Consider the following 19,736-nt stretch of genomic DNA (forward strand, 5'->3'; position numbering starts at 1 on the left):
TTTTATGGGCGACACGCTGGCCAGGACCGATTGCTTCGGCTACGCCTCGCAATGACTGCGGGCGAGCCGGCGCCATCCTTTTACTGCTTACACATTCTCCACGTCCTCGGCAATGACCGGCGGAATCGGGCCGGGGGCCAGCGGCTCGGCGGGGGCTTCGACCAGCGGCAGAGGCTCCGGCACGCCGTTGATTTCCACGTCCTCGTCGGGTAGCACGATTTCCTCGCCGGCAATCAGGCTGTCTTCCGAGGGCGACACAGCTTCGCCGTCGGGCACGTCGGCCGACTTTTTCACCAGGTAGTCGTCGTACAGGGCGGAGTCGCTCATCAGGCCGTAGTTCTTGAAATAGAACTCCTTGTGCACGTTGAACAGCGGTTCGCCTTCCTCCGGCACGCGCTTGATGTAGGCCCCGTCCTCTCGCATGAGGTAGGTATTGTAGTTGTCCTTGAGGTTGAAGTAGAGGATGTTGATGGCCTCGCGCATCAACTGCGGATTCACGATGAGAAACAGCGCCTCGATGCGGCGGTCGAAGGAGCGCACCATCACGTCGGCCGAGCCGGAGTACAGCTTGGGGTGGCCGGCGTGGTGAAAGTAGAACAGGCGCGTATGCTCCAGGTACTCGCCCACGATGCTGCGCACCTCGATGTTCTCGCTCAGCCCGGGCCGGCCCGGGCGCAGGCAGCAGATGCCGCGCACGATCAGGCGGATGGGCACGCCGGCCTTGGAGGCTTTGTACAGCTCGTCGATGACGTCGCGGTCCTCCAGGGAGTTCATCTTCATCACGATGCCGGCGGGCAGGCCCTTCTTGGCGTTGCGGGCCTCGTCGCGGATGAGCTGAATGAGCTGCTGACGCATGTCCTTGGGCGCCGTGATGAGGTACTCGTAGTCGTCGGGCTGCGAGTGGCCGGTAATCACGTTGAAGAATTCCGACACGTCGTGGCCGTACACGTCGTTGGTGGTGAGCAGGCTCACGTCGGTGTAGAAGCGGGAAGTGGCCTCGTTGTAGTTGCCCGAGCCGATGTGCACGTAGCGCGTTACCTTCTCGCCCTCCTTGCGGATGATCATGGCCATCTTGGTGTGCGTCTTGTACTTCGACACGCCGTAGATGACAAAGCAGCCCGCCTTTTCCAGCTTGGTGCCCTCCCGGATGTTGCGCTCCTCGTCGAAGCGGGCCTTCACCTCGAAGAGCACCGACACGTGCTTGCCGTTTTCGGCCGCCTTGAGCAGCGCCGCCGTCACGCGCGAGTCGTCGGCGAGGCGGTAAATCGTCTGTTTGATACCGAGCACGTGCGGGTCTTCGGCAGCCTGTTCGAGCAGCTTCACCACCGGGTCAATCGAGTTGTAGGGGTGGTGCAGCAGCACGTCGTGGTGCTTCAGGTACTCAAACAGGTTCTCGTCGGCGCCCAGCGGCAAACTCAGCGGCTGCACCGGCGACATGGAGCGCGGCAGCTTGTCGCGGAAGCTGGGGTGGCGCACAATCTGGTTCAGGCCCCGCAGGTCGATGAGGCCGTTGATGACGAACACGTTGCCGTTGTCGATTTTCCACCGCTCCTTCAGCACGTTCATCAGCAGGTTGGAGGCGTCGGGCTCCACTTCCAGGCGCACCACCCGGCCGCGCTTGCGCGTCTTCAGGCCCAGCTGAATTTCCTGGATAAAGTCCACGTCGATGTCGTCCGACTCTTCCAGCGTGAAGTCGCCGTTGCGCGTGATGCGCATCAGCGTGGCCGAGAGAATGTCGACGTTGCGAAACAGCTTGTCGAGGTTGGCCCGCACGATTTCCTCGATGGGCACGAAGATGACGCGGTCCTTGCGCTGCAGCTCAAAGAAGCGCGCCAGGTTGGCCGGAATCTGCACGAACGTCAGCCGCTCCTGCCCTTCCTCCGGCCCTTCCGGGTTCATGCGCGTCACCACCCCGAACACCAGCAGCTGATTCATCATCAGCGGAAAGCCGTGGTAGGAGTCGTACACCATCGGCGTGAGCAGCGGGAAGACGGTGTTCTTGAAGTAGCCGTCGGCCTTCTTCTGCTCCACCTCCGTCAGCTCCGACACGCTGAGAATGTCGAAGCCGTTCTTGGCAAACAACGGCCGCAGCTCCTGGGTGAAGGTCTGCGTCTGGTCGTGCACGAAGCGGTGGGCGAAGTCCAGCAGCTTGCGGCGGAAGGGCAATTCGCGCAGCCCGGAATAGTCGACGCGCAGCTTGCCGTAATCGAGGTAGTTATACAGCGACCCGACGCGAATCATGAAGAACTCGTCGAGGTTGGAGGCCGTGATGCCCAGGAAGCGCAGCCGGTCGAGCACCGAGCGGCCGGCGTCGCGGGCCTGGTCGAGCACGCGGTAGTTAAAGCGCAACCAGCTCAGGTCGCGGCTGATGTATTTGCTTTTGCGGATGAGGTCCGAGGACTTAAACAGCTTCATACAGGGGAAAATGCTACCCGCGTATTCGGGCCAGCCCGCGCGAGGTTGCGCAGAGTTACGAAATAATGGCCGTGGCTTCAATTTCCACCTGCAGGCGCGGGTCGATCAGGGCGCTGACCTCGACCATGGTGCTGGCCGGCCGAATGGCGTGAAACACCTCGCCGTGGGCCCGGCCCACCGCCTCCCAGTGCCTAATGTCGGTTACGTAAATGCGGGTGCGCACCACGTCTTCCAGCGTGGCACCGGCCTGGGCCAGGGCGTCGGCTATTTTTTCCAGGATGCGCTTGGTCTGGGCGTAGGCGTCGCCGCTGGGCGTCACGTCGCCGTCCTGGGCGGTGGTGCCGGCCACTTCAATTACGTTGCCCACGCGCACGGCGCGGGAATAACCGACCGGCCCTTCCCAGGGTGATTCGGAGGATATGAGTTGTCTGCTCATGAGTTATCAGAACTAGGGTAGCACGTTATGTCAAGCGCAGCCGAGACATCTCGCTGGATAGTAATTCCTTCGTTGAACGACACAGGTTGCTATCCGACATCAGCACGCGAGATGTCTCGACTTCGCTCGACATGACGGGCTTACAAAATCAATGTTAGCCAATAAAAAAGCCCGCGCAAGGCGGGCTTTTCTACTCGCTCGACGCTTACACGTCCAGCTTGGCGTATTTGGCGTTTTTCTCGATGAAGTCGCGGCGCGGGGCCACTTCGTCGCCCATCAGCATGGAGAACAGGTGGTCGGCTTCGGCGGCCGATTCCACCGTTACCTGCTTCAGGGAGCGGGTCTCGGGCTGCATGGTGGTGGTCCAGAGCTGCTCGGCGTTCATCTCGCCCAAGCCTTTGTAGCGCTGAATGCCCACCGATTCGGGGCGGCCCTTGGCCAGCTCGTCCACGGCGGCCTGGCGCTCTACTTCGGTCCAGCAGTAGCGCTCCTCCTTGCCCTTTTTCACCAGGTATAGCGGCGGCAGCGCAATGTACACGTAGCCCTTGTCGACCAGTTCGCGCATGTAGCGGAAGAAGAAGGTCAGGATCAGCGTGCGGATGTGCGAGCCGTCCACGTCGGCGTCAGTCATGATGATGACCTTGTGGTAGCGCAGCTTGGAGAGGTTCAGCGCCTTCTCGTCCTTTTCGATGCCGCGTTCCGGATCGGCCGGCACCCCGAAGCTCACGCCCAGGGCCGTAATCATGTTCCGGATTTCCTGGTTTTCGTAGATGTGGTGCTCCTGCGCCTTCTCCACGTTCAGGATCTTGCCGCGCAGCGGCAGAATGGCCTGGAACGCCCGGTTACGGCCCTGCTTGGCGGTGCCGCCGGCCGAGTCCCCTTCCACCAGATACAGCTCGCAGATTTCCGGGTCGGTTTCCGAGCAGTCGGCCAGCTTGCCGGGCAAGGAGAACGAGCCCATGACCGTCTTGCGCTGCACCATCTCGCGGGCTTTCTTGGCGGCAATGCGGGCCTTGGCGGCCAGAATTACCTTGTCCACGATGAGGATGGCCTCCTTGGGGTTTTCCTCCAGGTACTGGGCCAGGATTTCACCCACCACGGTGTTCACCGCGCCGCTCACCTCGCTGTTGCCCAGCTTGGTTTTGGTCTGGCCTTCGAACTGCGGCTCCTGCACCTTCACCGAAATAACGGCGGTGATGCCCTCGCGGAAGTCGTCGCCCGAAATTTCAATCTTCTCCTTGGCCAGGCGGCCCGACTTGTCGGCGTAGGCCTTCAGGGTGCGCGTCAGGGCCGAGCGGAAGCCGGCCACGTGGGTGCCCCCCTCGTGGGTGTTGATGTTGTTGACGTAGCTGAACACGTGCTCCTGGTAGGAGTCGTTGTACTGCAGGGCCACTTCCACCGGCACGTTGCCCTTCTCGCTCACCACGTGAATGGGCTTGGGCATCAGGGCCCGGCGCTCGGCGCCGTCGAGGTACTGCACGAACTCGGCCAGGCCGCCTTCGGAGTAGAACTGCTCGCCGCGAGCCACGCCGTTCTCATCGATTTCGCGCTTGTCGAGCAGGTTGATGCGAATACCCTTGTTCAGGTACGACAGCTCGCGCAGACGGGCCGCGATGGTTTCGTAGCGGTACACCGTTTCGGTGAAGATCGAGTCGTCGGGCCAGAACTCCACCTGGGTGCCCCGGGTGTCCGTTTCGCCGATCTGCTTGACCGGGTACAGCGGGGCGCCGCGCTCGTACTCCTGCTGGTACACCTTACCGTCCTTGTACACGGTCACGCGCAGCAGGTTCGAGAGGGCATTCACGCAGCTCACGCCCACGCCGTGCAGGCCGCCGGATACTTTGTAGCTGTCCTTGTCAAACTTACCACCGGCGTGGAGCACGGTCATCACGACCTCCAGCGCCGAGCGGCCTTCCTTCTGGTGAAAATCCACCGGGATGCCGCGGCCGTTGTCGCGGACGGTGATGGAGTTGTCTTCGTTGATGGTGACGTCAATCGTGTCGCAGTGCCCGGCCAGGGCCTCGTCAATCGAGTTGTCGACGACTTCCCACACCAGGTGGTGCAGACCTTTGATGCCAATGTCGCCGATGTACATGGCCGGGCGCTTGCGCACGGCTTCCAGCCCTTCCAGTACTTGGATACTGTCCGCGGAGTAGGCGGTGGAGGCTTTTTTCTCTTGAGTTTCGCTCATGTAGCAGCGGTTAATGTTCAGTTCTGTATAACACGCGAAGATACCGAAACATCCCTTTCCAACTAGGTTTTGCGGGGTTTTCAGGGGGATTTATTGCGTCCGTTTCGCCTCCATCCGGCCACGATTGATCATAGTCTGTCCCCCTGCCCTCCTACTGCTGTTTACGCCGTCCCCAGCAGGCGGCCAACGAACTAAAGTAAACCCAATAGCTCTCCGGACGGGACACAAAAAAGCCCCCGTTCAGCTAGGCTGAACGGGGGCTTTTGAACGAAGCCGAAGCTACGCTTACTTGATAACGAGCTTCTCCACCGTGGTGCCCTGCTCAGTTACGAGGCGCAGGGTGTACACGCCGGCTTTGCACTGGCTCAGGTCCAGCGACTGGTTCTGCACCGTTGCGCCGGTAGCATTCAGCTTGATCTGCTTCACCACGCGGCCCAGCGCGTCGGTTACGGTCAGGTCGCGCTTGGTGGCACCAGGCAGGTTCACGTTGTACAGGAAAAGGCCGTCGTTGCTCGGGTTCGGGAACACCTGCAGCACGCCGCGCAGCGCTTCGCTGTTCTTGCTGGCGTTCGGCAGTTGCAGTACGGTGTTCAGCTTGGTGATGCCCGCCACGTTTACGGTCGGCGCCCCAACGGTGCCCTGCGCTACAGCGCCGGTGTAGCCCACCGTGTTGCTGAGCATGTCGATTTCGTACTGGTTGATGCTGGCCGTGCCCGTCAGCATGTTCGTCCAGTTGTTGCCACCGTCGTACGAAATAGAGCTGCCATTGTTAGACGAAGTGCCGCCCTGGGGTACCCCTACGGAAATGTAGGTATTGGCCAGGTTCGGAACTGCGTCCATGCCTGCGCTACGGAAGTTGCCCGAGTACAGCAGCGTCAGGTTGGTCGTGCCGCCGTTGTTGGTCGATAGCAACTCGTAGCCGCTGGAGAGCAAGCCGTTTGTGGGGCTGGTAAAGGCAATGTAGTTCACTGCGTACGGCAGGTCGGTGTCGGCAGCAGTCCAAGTCACGCCCCGGTCGGTCGACTTGTAGAGCCGCGCCCCAATTCCCGACGCCGGGCCGCTACCGTCGTCGCTCACGCCGCCGTGCCAGATGGTGTTGCCCAGCGCGAAGTAGGACCCAGCCAGGCCGTACTCCTGCAGATTGGTTACTTGAGGCCCGGTGCGCGGCGTCCAAGTGGTACCGCCGTTAGAAGTAGTGTATACCTCTAGGCGCGAGCTAGTAGTGTGCGGCGTGGGCGAATCCCCGAAGCAAACGCCGTTGTTGGCATCGAAGAAATGCACCCCGTTCGGGAAGGAATCCGCGGTGGAGAAGCTGGCCGTGCCTTGCTTGGTCCAAGTTGCGCCCCCGTCGGTGGTCTTGTAAATACCCTGAGAAGCTTTATTCGTCGAGCCGGTGAAAGCAGCAATCCAAGCCGTCTGCCCATCAACGGCGGTGATGTTGGTCACGTTCAAGTCACCCGGAATACCCAGGGTACCACCCGTCCAGGTTTGGCCCCCGTCGATAGTGCGGGCATACGTGCGGGTCGGCGGCGCGGTGGTAGCACCTTGGGCCGGAATTTCGCGGTACAAGGCCCACACGACAGCCGGGCTGACCGTAACGATGTCCTCTGTGATGTAATTGGTCGGTACAGCCGTGCCAACTGATACGACAGACCACGGTTGTTGCGCGTAGGCCGCCGTGCCGAAGAGCATAGCGCAGGCCAGAGTGAGTAAGGTTTTCTTCATGGTGAAGGTGTTGAGTGGAAGGAATCCGGGGTGAGTGCTGCCTGGGTGTGAGGCACTGCAAGGTAATGACTTTGCTCGGAAAACGGCAAACGCACGTGATAACCCGGGTTTGGTCCGTCGCAGGAATCCTCCCTCAGCCGGTAAGTAGACTGGTCGTCGGCTAATTTGGTTGCACGCCCTGCCCATTATTGATGAGCTGCTACCCGCGTTGCGCAGCCATCAGGCCCAAATGCAAAAGGCTGCCCCGAAGCGCAGCCTTGCAGTACCCCGTAAGAGATTCGAACTCCTGACCGTCCGCTTAGAAGGCGGATGCTCTATCCAACTGAGCTAACGGGGCATAAAAACAGCGGAAGCCGCCCACCGCGACAGGGCGGGCAGACGGCTTCCACAAGTGGTCGGGGTGGCAGGATTCGAACCTGCGGCCTCCTGCTCCCAAAGCAGGCGCGATACCGGGCTACGCTACACCCCGCGGCGCCAACGCCCGGACGGCGTTGGCAGATACAAAAGCGGGCTTCCCGGAGCAACCGGAAAGCCCGTGGCGGAGAGGGGGGGATTCGAACCCCCGGTAGCCTTTAGAGCTACGGCAGTTTAGCAAACTACTGGTTTAAGCCACTCACCCACCTCTCCGTGTTTGAGGCTTTATCCCGTGGGCCGTTTACCCTTCGGGGCAGCAAATATACAAGCGACTTTTTCCAAACCAACCCCACCCACAAAAAAAATTATGCCCTACGGCCTCGCCAGGGCCTTATCTTTGACTTCCTGCCGGCCCAACCATCGGCTGTCCGCTATGCTTAATTGGCTGTATTCCTGGTCGCAATGGGAGGCTGCGCTGGCCGCGGCGGCCGGACTATTGTACCTGGGCTACGTGCAGCGCACCGTTCGCCTGGCGCGGCCCCTGAATCAGTCGGGCTGGCGGGTGGGCTGGAAACTGCTGCCGCGCCTGCTGGCCTTTGCCCTGCTGCTGGTGGCCCTGCTGGGCCCCGCCTACGGCCTCACCCAGCGCGCCGTGCGCACCGCCGGCAAGGACCTGTGGCTGCTGGTCGACCTTTCGCGCTCCATGGATGCCGACGACGTGGCGCCCTCACGCCTGCAGAAAGCCCGGGCGGAGCTGGAAGAGCTGGTACGCCGCTTCCCGGCCGACCGCATCGGCCTGATCGTGTTCAGCTCCGAAGCCTACGTGCACTGCCCGCTTACCTACGACCAGGACGCGCTGCTGCTGCTGCTCAGCACCCTCGATACTCGCCTGGTGCCACCCGGCAGCACCGACCTCGCCCAACCGCTAAACCTGGCCCTCGCGCGCGCGGCCGCCAGCAGCGCCGATTCGGCCGGGGCCGCGCCACGGGCCACGGCGCTGGTGCTCGTCAGCGACGGGGAAGACTTCGGGGAAAACCAGGAAGCGGTGCTGCGTGACCTGGCTCGCAGCGGGCAGCGCCTGTTCACGGTGGGCGTGGGCACGGCGGCCGGCGGGCGCATTTCGCGGCCGGGCGGCTACCTGCGCAACGCCCAGGGCAAGCCCGTGGTGACGCGGCTGCAGGCCGCCCCGCTGCGCCGCCTGGCCGAAGCTACCGGCGGAATTTACGTGGAGCTAACTGATCAGCGCGACGAAATGCCGCTGCTGCTGCGCGCCCTGAGCCGCCTCGAAGGCCAGGCTCAGCAGGTGCGCACCGTGACGGTAGCCGACAACCGCTACACCTACCCGCTGGCGGCGGCCCTGCTGCTGCTGGCGCTGGATGTGGTGCTCACCGTTACCGTTATCAAGCCATGATGCGGCCGGTCCTGCTTCTATTATTGCTCTTTATTGGTAGCTGGTGGGACGCGTTTCAGCGCGTGCAGCACGCCAATGAGGCCCAGCAACTTGGCGCCGCCGCTTTCAGCCGCCGCGACTACCGCGCCGCCGCCGCCGCGTTTGCCCGGGCGCGGGAGCTGGGCAGCCGCTCGGCCCAGCTGCAGCTCGACCTTGGGCACGCCTACGCGCAATCAGGCCAGTCGGCGGCGGCCCGGGAGGCGTATGGCCAGGTGCTGACCAACGCTTCGGCCGCGCTGCGGAGCCTGGCCCGGCAGCAGCTGGCCGTGCTGGCGGCTACCGAGGGCAACTACCCGCAGGCGGTGGCGCTGCTGCGGCAGGCCCTGACCGATAATCCGGCCAATGCGGTGGCGCGCTACAATTACGAGCTGCTAAGCCCGCTGCTCGGCCGCCGCCAGCCGCCGCAGCTGCCGCCCCCTCCCCCGCCGCCCGGCCAGGGCCAGCAAAACCGACCCAAATCGGGTAATCAGCCGCAGCAAAAACCCCAGACCGCGCCGGACGCCAGCGGCACTACCGATGCCCCGGCCGGCGGAGGAAAGGCGCCCGGGCAGGGAACTTCGCAGGAAATGGCTCAGGGCACGGCCGGCGGTACTACGCGTGGTTTGGATGCGGGCAGCAGCGGCACCGCACCCGGCAAAGCGCCCAGCGCCGAGGCCGCTACGGCCGAAGACAACCGCTTGGGCACCCGCCAGCGCGAGCCAGCGGGCAACCTCAACGAGGCGCAGGCCCGCCAGGTGCTTGATGCCCTGCAGGCCGCTGAGCAGCAGTATCTGCAGCAACTGCCTCACCGCGCCACCCGCCGCGCCGATCCGCGGAAACCAGCTTGGTAAATTTGCTGTTACCAATAGGCAAACAAACGTTAGGCAGTTTCGCCGCAGGGCCGAAAAATCCTGCTACTTTTGGCGCGGTGCGGGCCTAGCGGGCCGCCCGGTTTCAGCCCCGAACTCATTCCCAACCCTACCCTACTTACCATCATGCAGACCAAAGAAGTCTACGTCATTTCGGCCGTACGCACGCCCATTGGCTCCTTCGGGGGCAGCCTTGCTTCGCTGTCGGCCGTCGAGCTGGGCGGTATCGCGCTGAAAGGGGCGCTGGAAAAAGCCGGCGTGGATCCTAAAGAAGTGCAGCAGGTCATCATGGGCAATGTGATTTCCGCTAACCTGGGTCAGGCCCCGGCCCGCCAAGCGGCTCTCAAGGCTGGCCTCGGCTATGAGGTGGAGTGCACGACCGTAAATAAAGTGTGCGCCTCGGGCTCGAAGGCTATTATGATGGCCGCCCAGGCCATCATGCTTGGGCAGGCCGACGTGGTGCTGGCCGGCGGCATGGAAAGTATGTCGAACGTGCCCTACTACCTCGACAAAGCCCGCTTCGGCGCCAAGTACGGCCACGGGCAGATGATTGACGGCCTGATGAAGGACGGCTTGTGGGACCCGTACCACAACTACGCCATGGGCAACGCGGCCGAGAATACGGCCAAGGAAATGAACATCAGCCGCGAGGAGCAGGACGCCTTCGCCATCGAAAGCTACACCCGCAGCGCCAACGCGGCCAAGGCCGGCAAGAAGAAGGACGAAATCGTGCCGGTGACCATCGAGCAGCGCGGCAAGACCGTGGTGGTGGAAGACGACGAGGAGTATCTGAAAGTCGACTTCGCCAAGGTGCCGGGCCTGAAGCCGGCCTTTACCAAGGAAGGCACCGTGACGGCCGCCAACGCCTCGACCCTGAACGACGGCGCCGCCGCCGTGCTGCTGATGAGCAAGGAAAAAGCCGAGGAGCTGGGCCTGACGCCCCTGGCCAAGGTGCTGGGCTTCGCCGACGCCGAGCAGGCCCCGGAGTGGTTTACCACCTCCCCCTCGCTGGCTATTCCGAAGGCGCTGAAAAACGCCGGCGTGTCGGCCGACAAAGTGGATTTCTACGAAATCAACGAGGCTTTCTCGGTGGTGTCGCTGGCCAACAACAAGCTGCTGAACCTGGAAGGCGACAAGGTGAACGTGTACGGCGGGGCCGTGTCGCTGGGCCACCCGCTGGGGGCTTCGGGCGCGCGCATCGTGACCACGCTGCTGAACGTGATGAAGAACGAAGGCGGCAAAATCGGCGTGACGGGCATCTGCAACGGCGGCGGCGGTGCCAGCTCGCTGGTGTTCGAGAAGCTGTAACCACGGATTCGCCGGATTCTTCGGATTCCGCGGATTTTGTGGATGATCCAGCACCGGGTGGTGCCACGACTTTGGGAGTCGTGGCACCACTTTTTTATTATGGTGGCGAAGGGCTTTACTAATTCTACTTGTCTGCTGAGCCGCCATGTGGGCTGCTTACACGTAGTGGTGCCACGACTTTAGAGTCCTAGCACCACGCGTTCGGACGATAATCGTCCACGAAATCCGGGCAATCCGTCAAATCCGAAAAATCCGTGGTCCGCACGTTTGGCAGAATTTCTGCGTTTTTGCGGGCATGAATCGAATCATGTTGCTTTTGCTGACGCTGCTCACGCTCGGCGCCCACGAGGCGCTGGCCCAGCGTCCGCGCCTTTTGACGACGTATTACGACACCACCCGCACCAAGCGGCGCGAGGTATACCACGCCCTGGTGGGCCGCGACACCGTGCTGGAGGGCGGCTACAAGCGCTTTTACCGCTCGGGCAAGCTGGAAGTGCAGACGGGCTACCGCGCCGGCAAGCCCGACAGCGCCTACGTGGAGTTCTTCGAGAGCGGGCAGCGGCGGCTGGAAGTGACCTTTCGCGACGGGCAGCGGCAGGGGCCGTTTCGCACCTTCTACCCCACCGGCAAGCTCGCGCAGGAGGGCAGCTACCTCGACGACCAGCCCAGTGGCACCATCAAGATGTACCACCCCTCGGGGGAGCTGAAGCTGGAAACCACGCTGGAAAAGGGCCAGCCCACGGGCGTGGTGCGGCAGGTGTACGCCTCGGGCAAGCCGCAGGTGGAAATGACCTACGCCGGCGGCCAGCCCAACGGCCTCGTGCGCACCTACTTCCCCAACGGGCAGGTGCAGAGCGAAGGCACCTACCGCAACGGCCTGCTGGCGGGCGGCTACAAAACCTGGTACCAGAACGGGCAGGTGGAAACCGACGTGAGCATGGACAAAACCGGCCGGGGCACCATCAAAACTTACTACCCCTCGGGCAAGCTGCGCAGCGAGGGCAACTACGTGCCCGCCGCCGCCGCTACCCGCGCGGTGACCAACCAGCTCGGCGACGACCTGACCAAGCGCGCCCAGCAGCTGGCGCCGGGCACCGCCAACCTGGAAGGCCCGGTGAAGACTTATTATGAAAGCGGAACCGTCAAGAGCACCCAGACCTATAAGGGCGGCGTGCTGACGGGCACGGCACACTACTTCTATGCCTCCGGCAAGCCCGAGCAGGACGTGGCGTACTCCAATAACGGCAAGGACCGTAAGGTCACGGTGTATTTCGAGGAGGGCGGCACCAAGGAGGAGCAGGAGTACAAGAACGCCCAGCGCAGCGGAGCCTGGCGCACGTTTTTCCCCGGCGGCAAGCAGCTGCAACGTAAGGAAACCTACGCCAACGGCCGCCTGGTGGGCGAGCAGCTGACCTATCACCCCAGCGGGCAGGTGCAGCGCAAGCTCCTGTATGAAGGGGGCCGCGCCAGCGGACTGGAGCAGGAATACTTCCCCTCGGGCAAGCTGCGCAGCGAAACCACCTGGAAATCGGGCAACAAGGTGGGCGCCTACCGCCAGCTGCGCGAGGACGGCACCGCGGAAGTGCAGGGACAATACCGCAACAACCGCGAAACCGGCGTGTGGAGCTACTTCGCGGCCGACGGCAAAACCGTGCAGCAGAAAAAAACTTTCCGCAACGGCCAGGAATTACCCGCGGGCAGCAAATAATTCTCGCCGCTAACTCGCTGAACCGTCGGCTCCTGCAGGGGTCGGCGGTTATTTTTTTGTTTCCAGGCAACGCCTGCTTTCCGGCTGCCATCTATACCCCCGAAAGCCGCTTAGCTACCCGCCGCTGCGACTTTTGGGTGGCCCAACCGGGGCCGCCGGAACGAGCTCGAAAAAAAATATTCAGCTCGTTCAATACTTTGTGCAACCTACGAATCGTTTCGTAGTCAGTAACCCGAGTGAATGAGTGAGTGAAAGGCCGGCGGAACCGCGGCCGCCGGCCGACTCCCTCCCGCTCAGCGACCAGCCGCCCAAGCAGCGCTGCGTCGCGGGTTCCGCCGGCTTTTTTTCGACGCCCGGCAACGCTTCTCGTTGCGCTTCCATCTTCCGCTGCACACGCCCCGCCTCCCCTGCCTTTCTGAGCTTTGAAACTTCCCAATAAAAAAATTTACCAAGTACCTTGCTTTACAAAGTACCTGTAATTACCTTTGAACCGTTGAAAGCATCTAACCAGCGCGGGGTCCGGTTCTGAACCAGGCACTGCCGGCCCCCGGGCCTGCTGCCAACCCCGCCTGGCCCCGGCGATGAGCCCTGCCAGCCCCTTGACTTCCAGCGACTCGTCTGTTTTTCTGCCGTAGTCGGCCTACCTGACAGCAACACGTGGATCCGCGGCCACGGCTGCCCGACGGCCTTACCCGTTCGTGTAACCTTTCCTTTTCCAAAGCCATGTTGTTCTCCCTGCTGAACCGCGCTCTGCTGAGCGCCAGCCTCCTCGCCGCTTCCGTTTCCCAACCCGCCACGGCCAACCTGGCCGAAAACCCCGTGCGGCCCACCCTGCAGCTGACCGGCTCGTTCACCGGCGTGCTGCTCGATCAGTACACCGGCCGCCCGCTGCAGCAAGCCACCGTGGCCCTGATGCGCCAGGACAGTGAGCAGCTGATTTCCGGCGCTCTGTCGGCCGAAAACGGCGAATTCCGCCTCGACCGCGCCTCCTTCGGCCACTACACCCTGCACGTGGAAGTGCCTGGCTACCAACCCCTCCACGAAACCGTAACGCTGGCTGCCGGCCGCGACCTGATTGACTTGGGCACTTACGCGCTGATTCCGCTGAGCGCTACGGCTTCGACCAAAACGACGACCATGGTGGCCCTGGCTACCCAGCCCTAAGCCACCTGCACCATGCACCGTCCCCGCATTCCCGGCCTTCAGCGGCTCAGTCCCGCTGCCTCTTTCCTCCGGTGGAGTCATGCTTGCCCCGCACTGGCAAGCTGACTTCCCGGACTCCGGGACGCTCCTATCCAGCCTTCGGATAGTCCTTGATTGCCTCGTTGCGGATTTATCCGCCTTTTTTTCGGCCATGTACCTTGTTTTACACAGTACTAGCCACTCACAGGTTCCTTTCGTGCGACGTAACGTCAGCTCACTCACTCACCGCTCCTCGCTATGAACACGCTCTCCTTCTTCCAAACCTGCTGCGCCGCTTCCCTCGCCCTGACCGCCCCGCTGGCGGTGCAGGCCCAGACCACCGGCGGCATCAGCGGCACCTTGCTTGATGGCAGCAACCAGCAGCCGCTGCCCTTCGCCAACGTCGTATTGTTTCGCGCCCAGGACTCAGTGCTGGTGACGGGCGCGCAGACCAGCGAAACCGGCCGCTTCCGGCTGGAGAAAGTGGCCGCCGGCACCTACACCCTGCGCGCCACGGTGCTGGGCTACCAGGCCCTGCGCCGGCCGGTGACGGTGGGCCCGACCGGGACGCTGGATTTGGGCAGCGTGGCCCTGCAGCCCACCACCACGCAGCTGAAGGGCGTGACGGTAACCGGCGAGCGGGCGGCCGTGCAGGACAACCTCGATAAGAAGGTCATCAACGTGGAAAAGGACCTGACGAGCGTGGGCGGCACGGCCGTGAACGTGCTGCAGAACGTGCCCTCGGTGGCCGTATCGGCTGATGGCACGGTGAGCATGCGCGGCTCCTCGAACCTGACCATCCTCATCGACGGCAAGCCGATGGGCGGGGGCAACGGGGGCATGGGCAACCGCCTGGAGCAGATTCCGGCCAGCAGCATCGAGAAGGTGGAAGTGGTGACCAACCCTTCGGCCCGCTACGACGCGGCCGGCGCGGGCGGGGTCATCAACATTATCCTGAAAAAGCAGAAGAAGGACGGCTGGAACGGGCAGGCCTCGCTCACGGCCGGCACCCGCGACAAATACAACGGCAGCCTGAGCCTGAACCGCCGCGCCGGCAAGCTGAACTACTTCGCCTCGGCCGACGCGCGCGACATGGTATTCCGCAGCAATCAGTGGACCGACCAGGTGGCCGACCTGCAGGGCAACCGCGTCAGCACCTTCCAGACGGGCACCAACGTGCGCCACAACAAAACCTACGGCGGCCGCCTGGGCTTCGACCTGACCCTGCCGGCCAACCAGAGCCTGACGGTGACGGCCCAGCCCAACTTCAACCGCAGCGTGAACAGCGGCACCCAGGCCGCCACCATCACCAACGCCGGCGGCACCCGCCAGATCAACAGCCTGTTTCGCGTGGATGAAAACGTGGACAACACCGACGTGTCGGCCGACTACCGCCGCACCTGGGAGGCGCACAAGGGCCGCGAGCTGACGGCCAACCTGGGCTACTCCAACGTGAGTGCCGACGTGGTGGTGGGCCAGCGCAACACCGAGGGCAGCGAAACCACCGACCTGCGCGAGTGGAAGCAGGACCTGGACGTGAACCTGCGCGCCATGTATGGGCAGGTGGACTACGTGCACCCGCTGGGCGACAAAACCCGCCTCGACGCCGGCCTGAAAGGCCAGTGGAACAACAACGGCGGCACCGACAACTTCCTGCAGCAGCGCGCCGACGGGTCGGAGTTTGACCGCCTGGCCGACCGCTCCTACGTCTACACCTTCCACGAATACACCCAGGCCGCCTACGGCACCTACCAGCACGAAATAGGCCCCTGGAGCGTGCAGGGCGGGCTGCGGGCCGAATACACCAACACCAGCGGCGAGGTGGAAAACGGCAAAGGGCCCTTCCGGCAGGAATACCTGAACCTGTTCCCCTCGGCCACCCTGGTGCGCAACATCAAGAAGGCCGACCAGCGCGTGCAGCTGAGCTACTCGCGCCGCCTGAACCGGCCGGGCTTCATGCAGCTGCTGGCCTTCCCGCTCTACCAGGACCAGCGCAGCTACCGCATCGGCGACCCGACGCTGCGCCCCGAGTACATCAACGCCCTGGAGCTGGGCCACCAGATGACCCTGGGCCAGGCCAACGTGACCTCGACGCTGTTTTACCGCCAGACCACCAACGCCATCCAGCGCCTGACGGCCATCGACAGCGTGGCCAGCCGCCGCTATGGCAACGGCGCCCTCATCACGGCCCAGTACGCCGACAACTTCGGCCGGGCCTACAGCTACGGCGCCGAGCTGAGCCTGAACCAGCCGCTGGCCAAGTGGTGGCGCCTGACCGTGAACGGCTCCCTGTTCCAGACCAGCGTGACGGCCGCCACCGGCAACGAATCGAGCCGCAGCACGGTGTCGGGCACGGCCCGGGTGATGAACTCCTTCACCCCCACCCCCAAGCTGGACCTGCAGCTGACCGGCAACTACCGCGCCGCTACCCTCACCTCGCAGGGCCGCTTCGCCCCCGTGGGCTCGGTGGACGTGGCCCTGCGCCAGCGCCTGTTCAAGGACCGCGCCGCCCTCACCCTGCGCGTGTCGGATATCTTCAACACCCAGCGCAACCGCGCCGAGTCCTTCGTAACGACGGCCGACACGCGCTACACGGCCCACTCCTACAACAAGTGGGAAAGTCGGGTGGGCTACCTGGGCTTCGCCTGGTTCCTGGGCAACACCAAGCCCTCCAAGAAAATCGACAACCAGCCGCAGGGCGGCGGAGGCGGCTTCGGCGGGTAATCGAGTTGTCAGTTGTCAGTTGTCAGTTGTCAGTTGTCAGAAAATACGCTGACGCATCGTAGCCGGGTTGTCGCCCGCCCTGACAACTGACAACCCGCAACTGACAACCAAAAAATGAGCTGCCGGACTGAGCATAGTCGCGGCGCCTTACACGTAGGATTCCGGGTGCTGGTGAATGAGTGTGACCCAGGCTTGGCAGTGGAGGTGCCCGACGATGCTTGCTCCGGCGGCTTCTTTTTTGGCCCGGCATCACCCAGGTATGTTAGGCCCGGCCGGGGGCTTGATGGATGGCCGGGAAATCAACCGTTTTTCAGGTTTCGAAAACCGCTTTCAGCCGCTGCAAACGCCGATTTTAACCCGCCCCACATCATCGTGCGATTGATCCGCACCGGGGCCCCGGGCTACCTTTGTATCGTTGGCTGACCAACAATCCAACGGCCGCTAAGCAACTGACTTACAGGCCACCCGCCGAATCAACCGGCTCCACCGAGGCAGTACCGCGGCTGCCCGCCCAAGCCCCCAGATTCGCTGCGTTTCCCAACCCGCTTTTCCGACCCTTTCTGCTGCTATGAAAACCTTCGCTCCTTTCCGCTTATTCCTCTCGGTGCTGGCCCTGGCCTCGGTGGCCCTCTACGCCCCGGCCGCGGCCCCCGGCCCCGCCACCCACGGCCAGCTCACCGGCACCCTGCTCGACGGCGGCTCGCACGAGGCCATTCCGCAGGCCAACGTGGTGCTGCTGCGCGCCGCCGACGGCGCCTACGTGGCCACCGCTGCCACCCGCGCCGACGGCTCGTTCGCCTTCCACAACGTGCCCTTCGGCCGCTACCGCCTGCAGCCCACCGTACTCGGCTACGAGCCCATGCGCCCGGTAGTGGCCGTATCGAACCGCCAGCCTAACCTGGCGCTGGGCAGCGTGGAAATGATGCCCTTCGGCGCCACCCTGGCCGGCCAGCTGGTAGGCACGCCCGAACCCGCTCCGGCCAGCCGCGTGGCCAAGGTGGGCAACGCCGGCCGCTTCGTGCTGACCTCGGCCCACCGCCAGCGCCTGACGGCCTCGCGCCCGGTGCAGCTCTAGCCCTGCCGGTTTTTCCGGGTTTGCCCGCCGGTCCGGGCCCCGCCCTTGGTGGTGCGGGGCCCGGCCGTTTGCGTTCAGGCGGGTTACGTAGCCGGCCGCGGCGGATGAACAGGGCTTGCCACCCCCGGCCGGCCCTTCCCCGCGCCGCGTATGCGTTTGCTGAGCCGCACCTTTCGCCTGCTGATGCCCGCTTTTGCCGTTTTCGTGTTGCTGCTGATGGGCGGCACCCTGGTGCCCCGCCACGCCGATTTTCGCCCGACCCCGGACGGCGTGCCCATCTACGTGGTGTCGAACGGCTTTCACACCGACGTGGTGCTGCCCCTGCGCGAGCCGCGCACCGGGCAGGACTGGCTGCAGCGCCTGGGCCAGCCGCAGTGGCAGCAGCAGTTCGGGACGTACGAGTACGTGGCATTCGGCTGGGGCAATGAGCAGTTCTACCTGCAGTCCTACAGCGGCCACTTTCCCAAAGCCGGCACCGTGCTGGGCGCCCTGCTGCCCGGCCGCACCCTGATGCACGTCGATTTTTACCGCCACGGCCCACAAGCGGGGCCGCGGGTGGTGCCGCTGCGCATTTCGGTGGCCCAGTACCAGCGCCTGAGCCGCTACGTAGCGCAGTCCTTCGCGCCCGATTCGGCGGGGCGCTGGCAGCTGCGCAACGCGGCAGGCTACTCGCCGGAGGACTTCTTCTTCCGCGCCCGCGGCCACTATCACGCCCTGCGCACCTGCAACGACTGGACCAACCAGGCCCTGGGCCGCGCCGGCATCCGGGCCGCGCTGAAGGCCCCGCTGGCCGCTTCGGTTATCTACCAGGCGCGCCGGGGAGCAGAAAAATAATGCAGCTCAGCCAACCAGATGGGCTCCTGACAGCTCTATCGTAGGGAAATGCCTCGTTCACGACTGGCAGGCGTTACCTTTCGGCTAAATTCCAATTTTTTCATGCTATGAGAAAAAAACTACTCACCCTCGCTGCTTTCGGCCTGACTACCCTGGCAGCTCAGGCCCAATGGATCAACCAGCCCGTCGGCTTCAGCAACTCCGCCTTGGTGGTGACGCACGTCAACGCCGTGAGCAGCGGCGTCGCTTGGGCAATGGCCCTCGACCCGCTCGGCACCGCGGCCGGCACGGCCCGCACCATCGACGGCACGACCTGGACGCCGGGCGCTGGACCGGCACTGAGCACCGGCGAAACCCTAACCTACCTGAGCGCAGTCGATGCCAATTTGGCCTGGGTCACGACCTACAACACGGCCAGCGGCGGCAGCCGCATTCTGAAAACCACCGACGGCGGCACCATCTGGGCGGCCCAAACCGGCGGTAGCCCGTTTGCCAATCCGGACAGCTACGCCAACTTCGTGCACTTCTTCAACGCCAACGAAGGCGTAGCCGTGGGCGACCCGGATGGCACGACGCCCAGCTTCGAAATTTACACGACGGCCAACGGCGGCACCACCTGGACGCGCCTCAGCTCCTTGCCGGCGGCCCTGACCGACGAACTGGGGGCTACTACCATCATCGGCTCGACCATCCGCCCCGCTGTAGTTGGCGACAACGTTTGGTTTGCGACGGACGCGGGCCGCATTTACCATTCGGCCAACCGGGGCCAGACCTGGACCGTGAGCAGCAGCGGCGCCAGCGGCGACATCTCCAGCCTCAGCTTCTCCACGGTCAGCAACGGCCTGCTGGTGGCCCCCGATGCCACGGGCTCCAGCTACGAGTTGCGGCGGACCACCGACGGCGGCACCACCTGGGCGGCCGTGACGTACACGGGCCCGCTGCACGCGGCGGCCATCGACAACATTCCCGGTATCAGTGGCGGCTACATGACGGCGGGCTTTTCGCTGCCGCTGCTGGGCCTCAACGACGGCGGCTCGTCGTACACCACGAACAACGGCGCGAGCTGGATCAGCCTCGAAACGACCTTCAACCACACGTCGCTGGACATGCTCAGCAACGCGAGCGGCTGGTCGGGCAGCGTCAACCCCAATACCCTCGGCGGCAACGGCGTGAACAAATTCAGCGTTTTCATACAGAGCACCCGCCGCGACGCGGCCTTGCAGCAGGCTCTGTCGGTGTACCCCAACCCCAGCCACGACGGCGTGTTCACGCTGGATCTGGCCACCAGCCTGCCCCAGGCCACTGAGCTGCGCGTGACCGATGCGCTGGGCCGCGAAGTGTACCGCACCGCGCTCCGCGCCACCAGCGGGCGGGCCGGCAGCACCCCGCTCGATCTGCGCCAGCAGAAGGCCGGCCTCTATACCCTGGAGCTGCGCTCCGATACAGGCGTGGCGCAGCAAAAGCTCGTCATTCAATAACCCCTCGG

At 63.9% G+C, this 19,736-nt stretch carries 13 protein-coding genes and 3 tRNA genes; 9 read left to right on the plus strand and 7 right to left on the minus strand.

The window, feature by feature from the left end; translation table 11 throughout:
• Positions 1 to 87 precede the first annotated feature (87 nt).
• The 7 genes from ppk1 to FDY95_RS01980 all read right to left on the minus strand — a co-directional run bounded on the left by ppk1 (position 88) and on the right by FDY95_RS01980 (position 7,394).
• Positions 88 to 2,415: a polyphosphate kinase 1 gene (gene ppk1 / locus FDY95_RS01950; protein ID WP_138075031.1), complete on the minus strand. Its 2,328-nt coding sequence runs from the start codon at positions 2,413 to 2,415 to the stop codon at positions 88 to 90.
• A 55-nt stretch (positions 2,416 to 2,470) separates the two neighbouring features.
• Entirely contained in the window at positions 2,471 to 2,851 is a 381-nt protein-coding gene (locus FDY95_RS01955) for a RidA family protein (protein WP_138075032.1), read from the minus strand.
• Positions 2,852 to 3,056: 205 nt separating this feature from the next.
• The gene (gene gyrB / locus FDY95_RS01960) at positions 3,057 to 5,042 is read right to left on the minus strand and encodes a DNA topoisomerase (ATP-hydrolyzing) subunit B (protein ID WP_138075033.1); all 1,986 of its coding nucleotides are present in this window, start codon (positions 5,040 to 5,042) and stop codon (positions 3,057 to 3,059) included.
• A gap of 285 nt (positions 5,043 to 5,327) precedes the next feature.
• Complete coding sequence (locus FDY95_RS01965) at positions 5,328 to 6,767, minus strand: T9SS type A sorting domain-containing protein (protein ID WP_171025485.1); 1,440 nt, start codon at positions 6,765 to 6,767, stop codon at positions 5,328 to 5,330.
• Positions 6,768 to 7,030: 263 nt separating this feature from the next.
• Positions 7,031 to 7,104: transfer RNA gene (locus FDY95_RS01970), tRNA-Arg, on the minus strand.
• A 55-nt stretch (positions 7,105 to 7,159) separates the two neighbouring features.
• Positions 7,160 to 7,236 (minus strand) — tRNA-Pro (locus tag FDY95_RS01975).
• A 67-nt stretch (positions 7,237 to 7,303) separates the two neighbouring features.
• A tRNA-Ser gene (locus FDY95_RS01980) sits at positions 7,304 to 7,394 on the minus strand.
• A gap of 160 nt (positions 7,395 to 7,554) precedes the next feature.
• Here FDY95_RS01980 and FDY95_RS01985 point away from each other — a divergent pair.
• The 9 genes from FDY95_RS01985 to FDY95_RS02025 all read left to right on the plus strand — a co-directional run bounded on the left by FDY95_RS01985 (position 7,555) and on the right by FDY95_RS02025 (position 19,728).
• Positions 7,555 to 8,532: a vWA domain-containing protein gene (locus FDY95_RS01985; protein WP_171025486.1), complete on the plus strand. Its 978-nt coding sequence runs from the start codon at positions 7,555 to 7,557 to the stop codon at positions 8,530 to 8,532.
• A 23-nt stretch (positions 8,533 to 8,555) separates the two neighbouring features.
• Positions 8,556 to 9,401: a hypothetical protein gene (locus FDY95_RS01990; protein WP_138075036.1), complete on the plus strand. Its 846-nt coding sequence runs from the start codon at positions 8,556 to 8,558 to the stop codon at positions 9,399 to 9,401.
• 144 nt (positions 9,402 to 9,545) lie between these two features.
• Entirely contained in the window at positions 9,546 to 10,727 is a 1,182-nt protein-coding gene (locus FDY95_RS01995; RefSeq protein ID WP_138075037.1) for an acetyl-CoA C-acyltransferase, read from the plus strand.
• A 295-nt stretch (positions 10,728 to 11,022) separates the two neighbouring features.
• A complete protein-coding gene (locus FDY95_RS02000; protein WP_138075038.1) occupies positions 11,023 to 12,435 on the plus strand; it encodes a toxin-antitoxin system YwqK family antitoxin in 1,413 nt (470 codons plus the stop codon).
• A 723-nt stretch (positions 12,436 to 13,158) separates the two neighbouring features.
• Positions 13,159 to 13,599 (plus strand): carboxypeptidase-like regulatory domain-containing protein, encoded by a 441-nt coding sequence (locus tag FDY95_RS02005; protein ID WP_138075039.1) that lies wholly within the window; start codon positions 13,159 to 13,161, stop codon positions 13,597 to 13,599.
• A gap of 276 nt (positions 13,600 to 13,875) precedes the next feature.
• A complete protein-coding gene (locus tag FDY95_RS02010) occupies positions 13,876 to 16,341 on the plus strand; it encodes a TonB-dependent receptor domain-containing protein (protein WP_138075040.1) in 2,466 nt (821 codons plus the stop codon).
• 568 nt (positions 16,342 to 16,909) lie between these two features.
• The gene (locus FDY95_RS02015) at positions 16,910 to 17,416 is read left to right on the plus strand and encodes a beta-sandwich domain-containing protein (protein WP_138075041.1); all 507 of its coding nucleotides are present in this window, start codon (positions 16,910 to 16,912) and stop codon (positions 17,414 to 17,416) included.
• Positions 17,417 to 17,566: 150 nt separating this feature from the next.
• Complete coding sequence (locus tag FDY95_RS02020) at positions 17,567 to 18,250, plus strand: TIGR02117 family protein (RefSeq protein WP_138075042.1); 684 nt, start codon at positions 17,567 to 17,569, stop codon at positions 18,248 to 18,250.
• 107 nt (positions 18,251 to 18,357) lie between these two features.
• Positions 18,358 to 19,728: a T9SS type A sorting domain-containing protein gene (locus FDY95_RS02025; RefSeq protein WP_138075043.1), complete on the plus strand. Its 1,371-nt coding sequence runs from the start codon at positions 18,358 to 18,360 to the stop codon at positions 19,726 to 19,728.
• Positions 19,729 to 19,736: the final 8 nt, after the last annotated feature.

The sequence above is a fragment of the Hymenobacter jeollabukensis genome (assembly GCF_005771675.1).
GTDB classification, from domain to species: domain Bacteria; phylum Bacteroidota; class Bacteroidia; order Cytophagales; family Hymenobacteraceae; genus Solirubrum; species Solirubrum jeollabukense.

What these genes read in the sequence shown, in the direction of transcription:
- FDY95_RS01965 (WP_171025485.1), bottom strand. Translation starts at nt 6,767, where the DNA reads ATGAAGAAAACCTTACTCACTCTGGCCTGCGCTATGCTCTTCGGCACG.
- FDY95_RS02010 (WP_138075040.1), top strand. Translation starts at nt 13,876, where the DNA reads ATGAACACGCTCTCCTTCTTCCAAACCTGCTGCGCCGCTTCCCTCGCC.
- FDY95_RS02025 (WP_138075043.1), top strand. Translation starts at nt 18,358, where the DNA reads ATGAGAAAAAAACTACTCACCCTCGCTGCTTTCGGCCTGACTACCCTG.
- FDY95_RS02005 (WP_138075039.1), top strand. Translation starts at nt 13,159, where the DNA reads ATGTTGTTCTCCCTGCTGAACCGCGCTCTGCTGAGCGCCAGCCTCCTC.
- FDY95_RS02020 (WP_138075042.1), top strand. Translation starts at nt 17,567, where the DNA reads ATGCGTTTGCTGAGCCGCACCTTTCGCCTGCTGATGCCCGCTTTTGCC.
- FDY95_RS02000 (WP_138075038.1), top strand. Translation starts at nt 11,023, where the DNA reads ATGAATCGAATCATGTTGCTTTTGCTGACGCTGCTCACGCTCGGCGCC.
- FDY95_RS01955 (WP_138075032.1), bottom strand. Translation starts at nt 2,851, where the DNA reads ATGAGCAGACAACTCATATCCTCCGAATCACCCTGGGAAGGGCCGGTC.
- FDY95_RS02015 (WP_138075041.1), top strand. Translation starts at nt 16,910, where the DNA reads ATGAAAACCTTCGCTCCTTTCCGCTTATTCCTCTCGGTGCTGGCCCTG.
- FDY95_RS01985 (WP_171025486.1), top strand. Translation starts at nt 7,555, where the DNA reads ATGCTTAATTGGCTGTATTCCTGGTCGCAATGGGAGGCTGCGCTGGCC.
- FDY95_RS01995 (WP_138075037.1), top strand. Translation starts at nt 9,546, where the DNA reads ATGCAGACCAAAGAAGTCTACGTCATTTCGGCCGTACGCACGCCCATT.
- gyrB (WP_138075033.1), bottom strand. Translation starts at nt 5,042, where the DNA reads ATGAGCGAAACTCAAGAGAAAAAAGCCTCCACCGCCTACTCCGCGGAC.
- ppk1 (WP_138075031.1), bottom strand. Translation starts at nt 2,415, where the DNA reads ATGAAGCTGTTTAAGTCCTCGGACCTCATCCGCAAAAGCAAATACATC.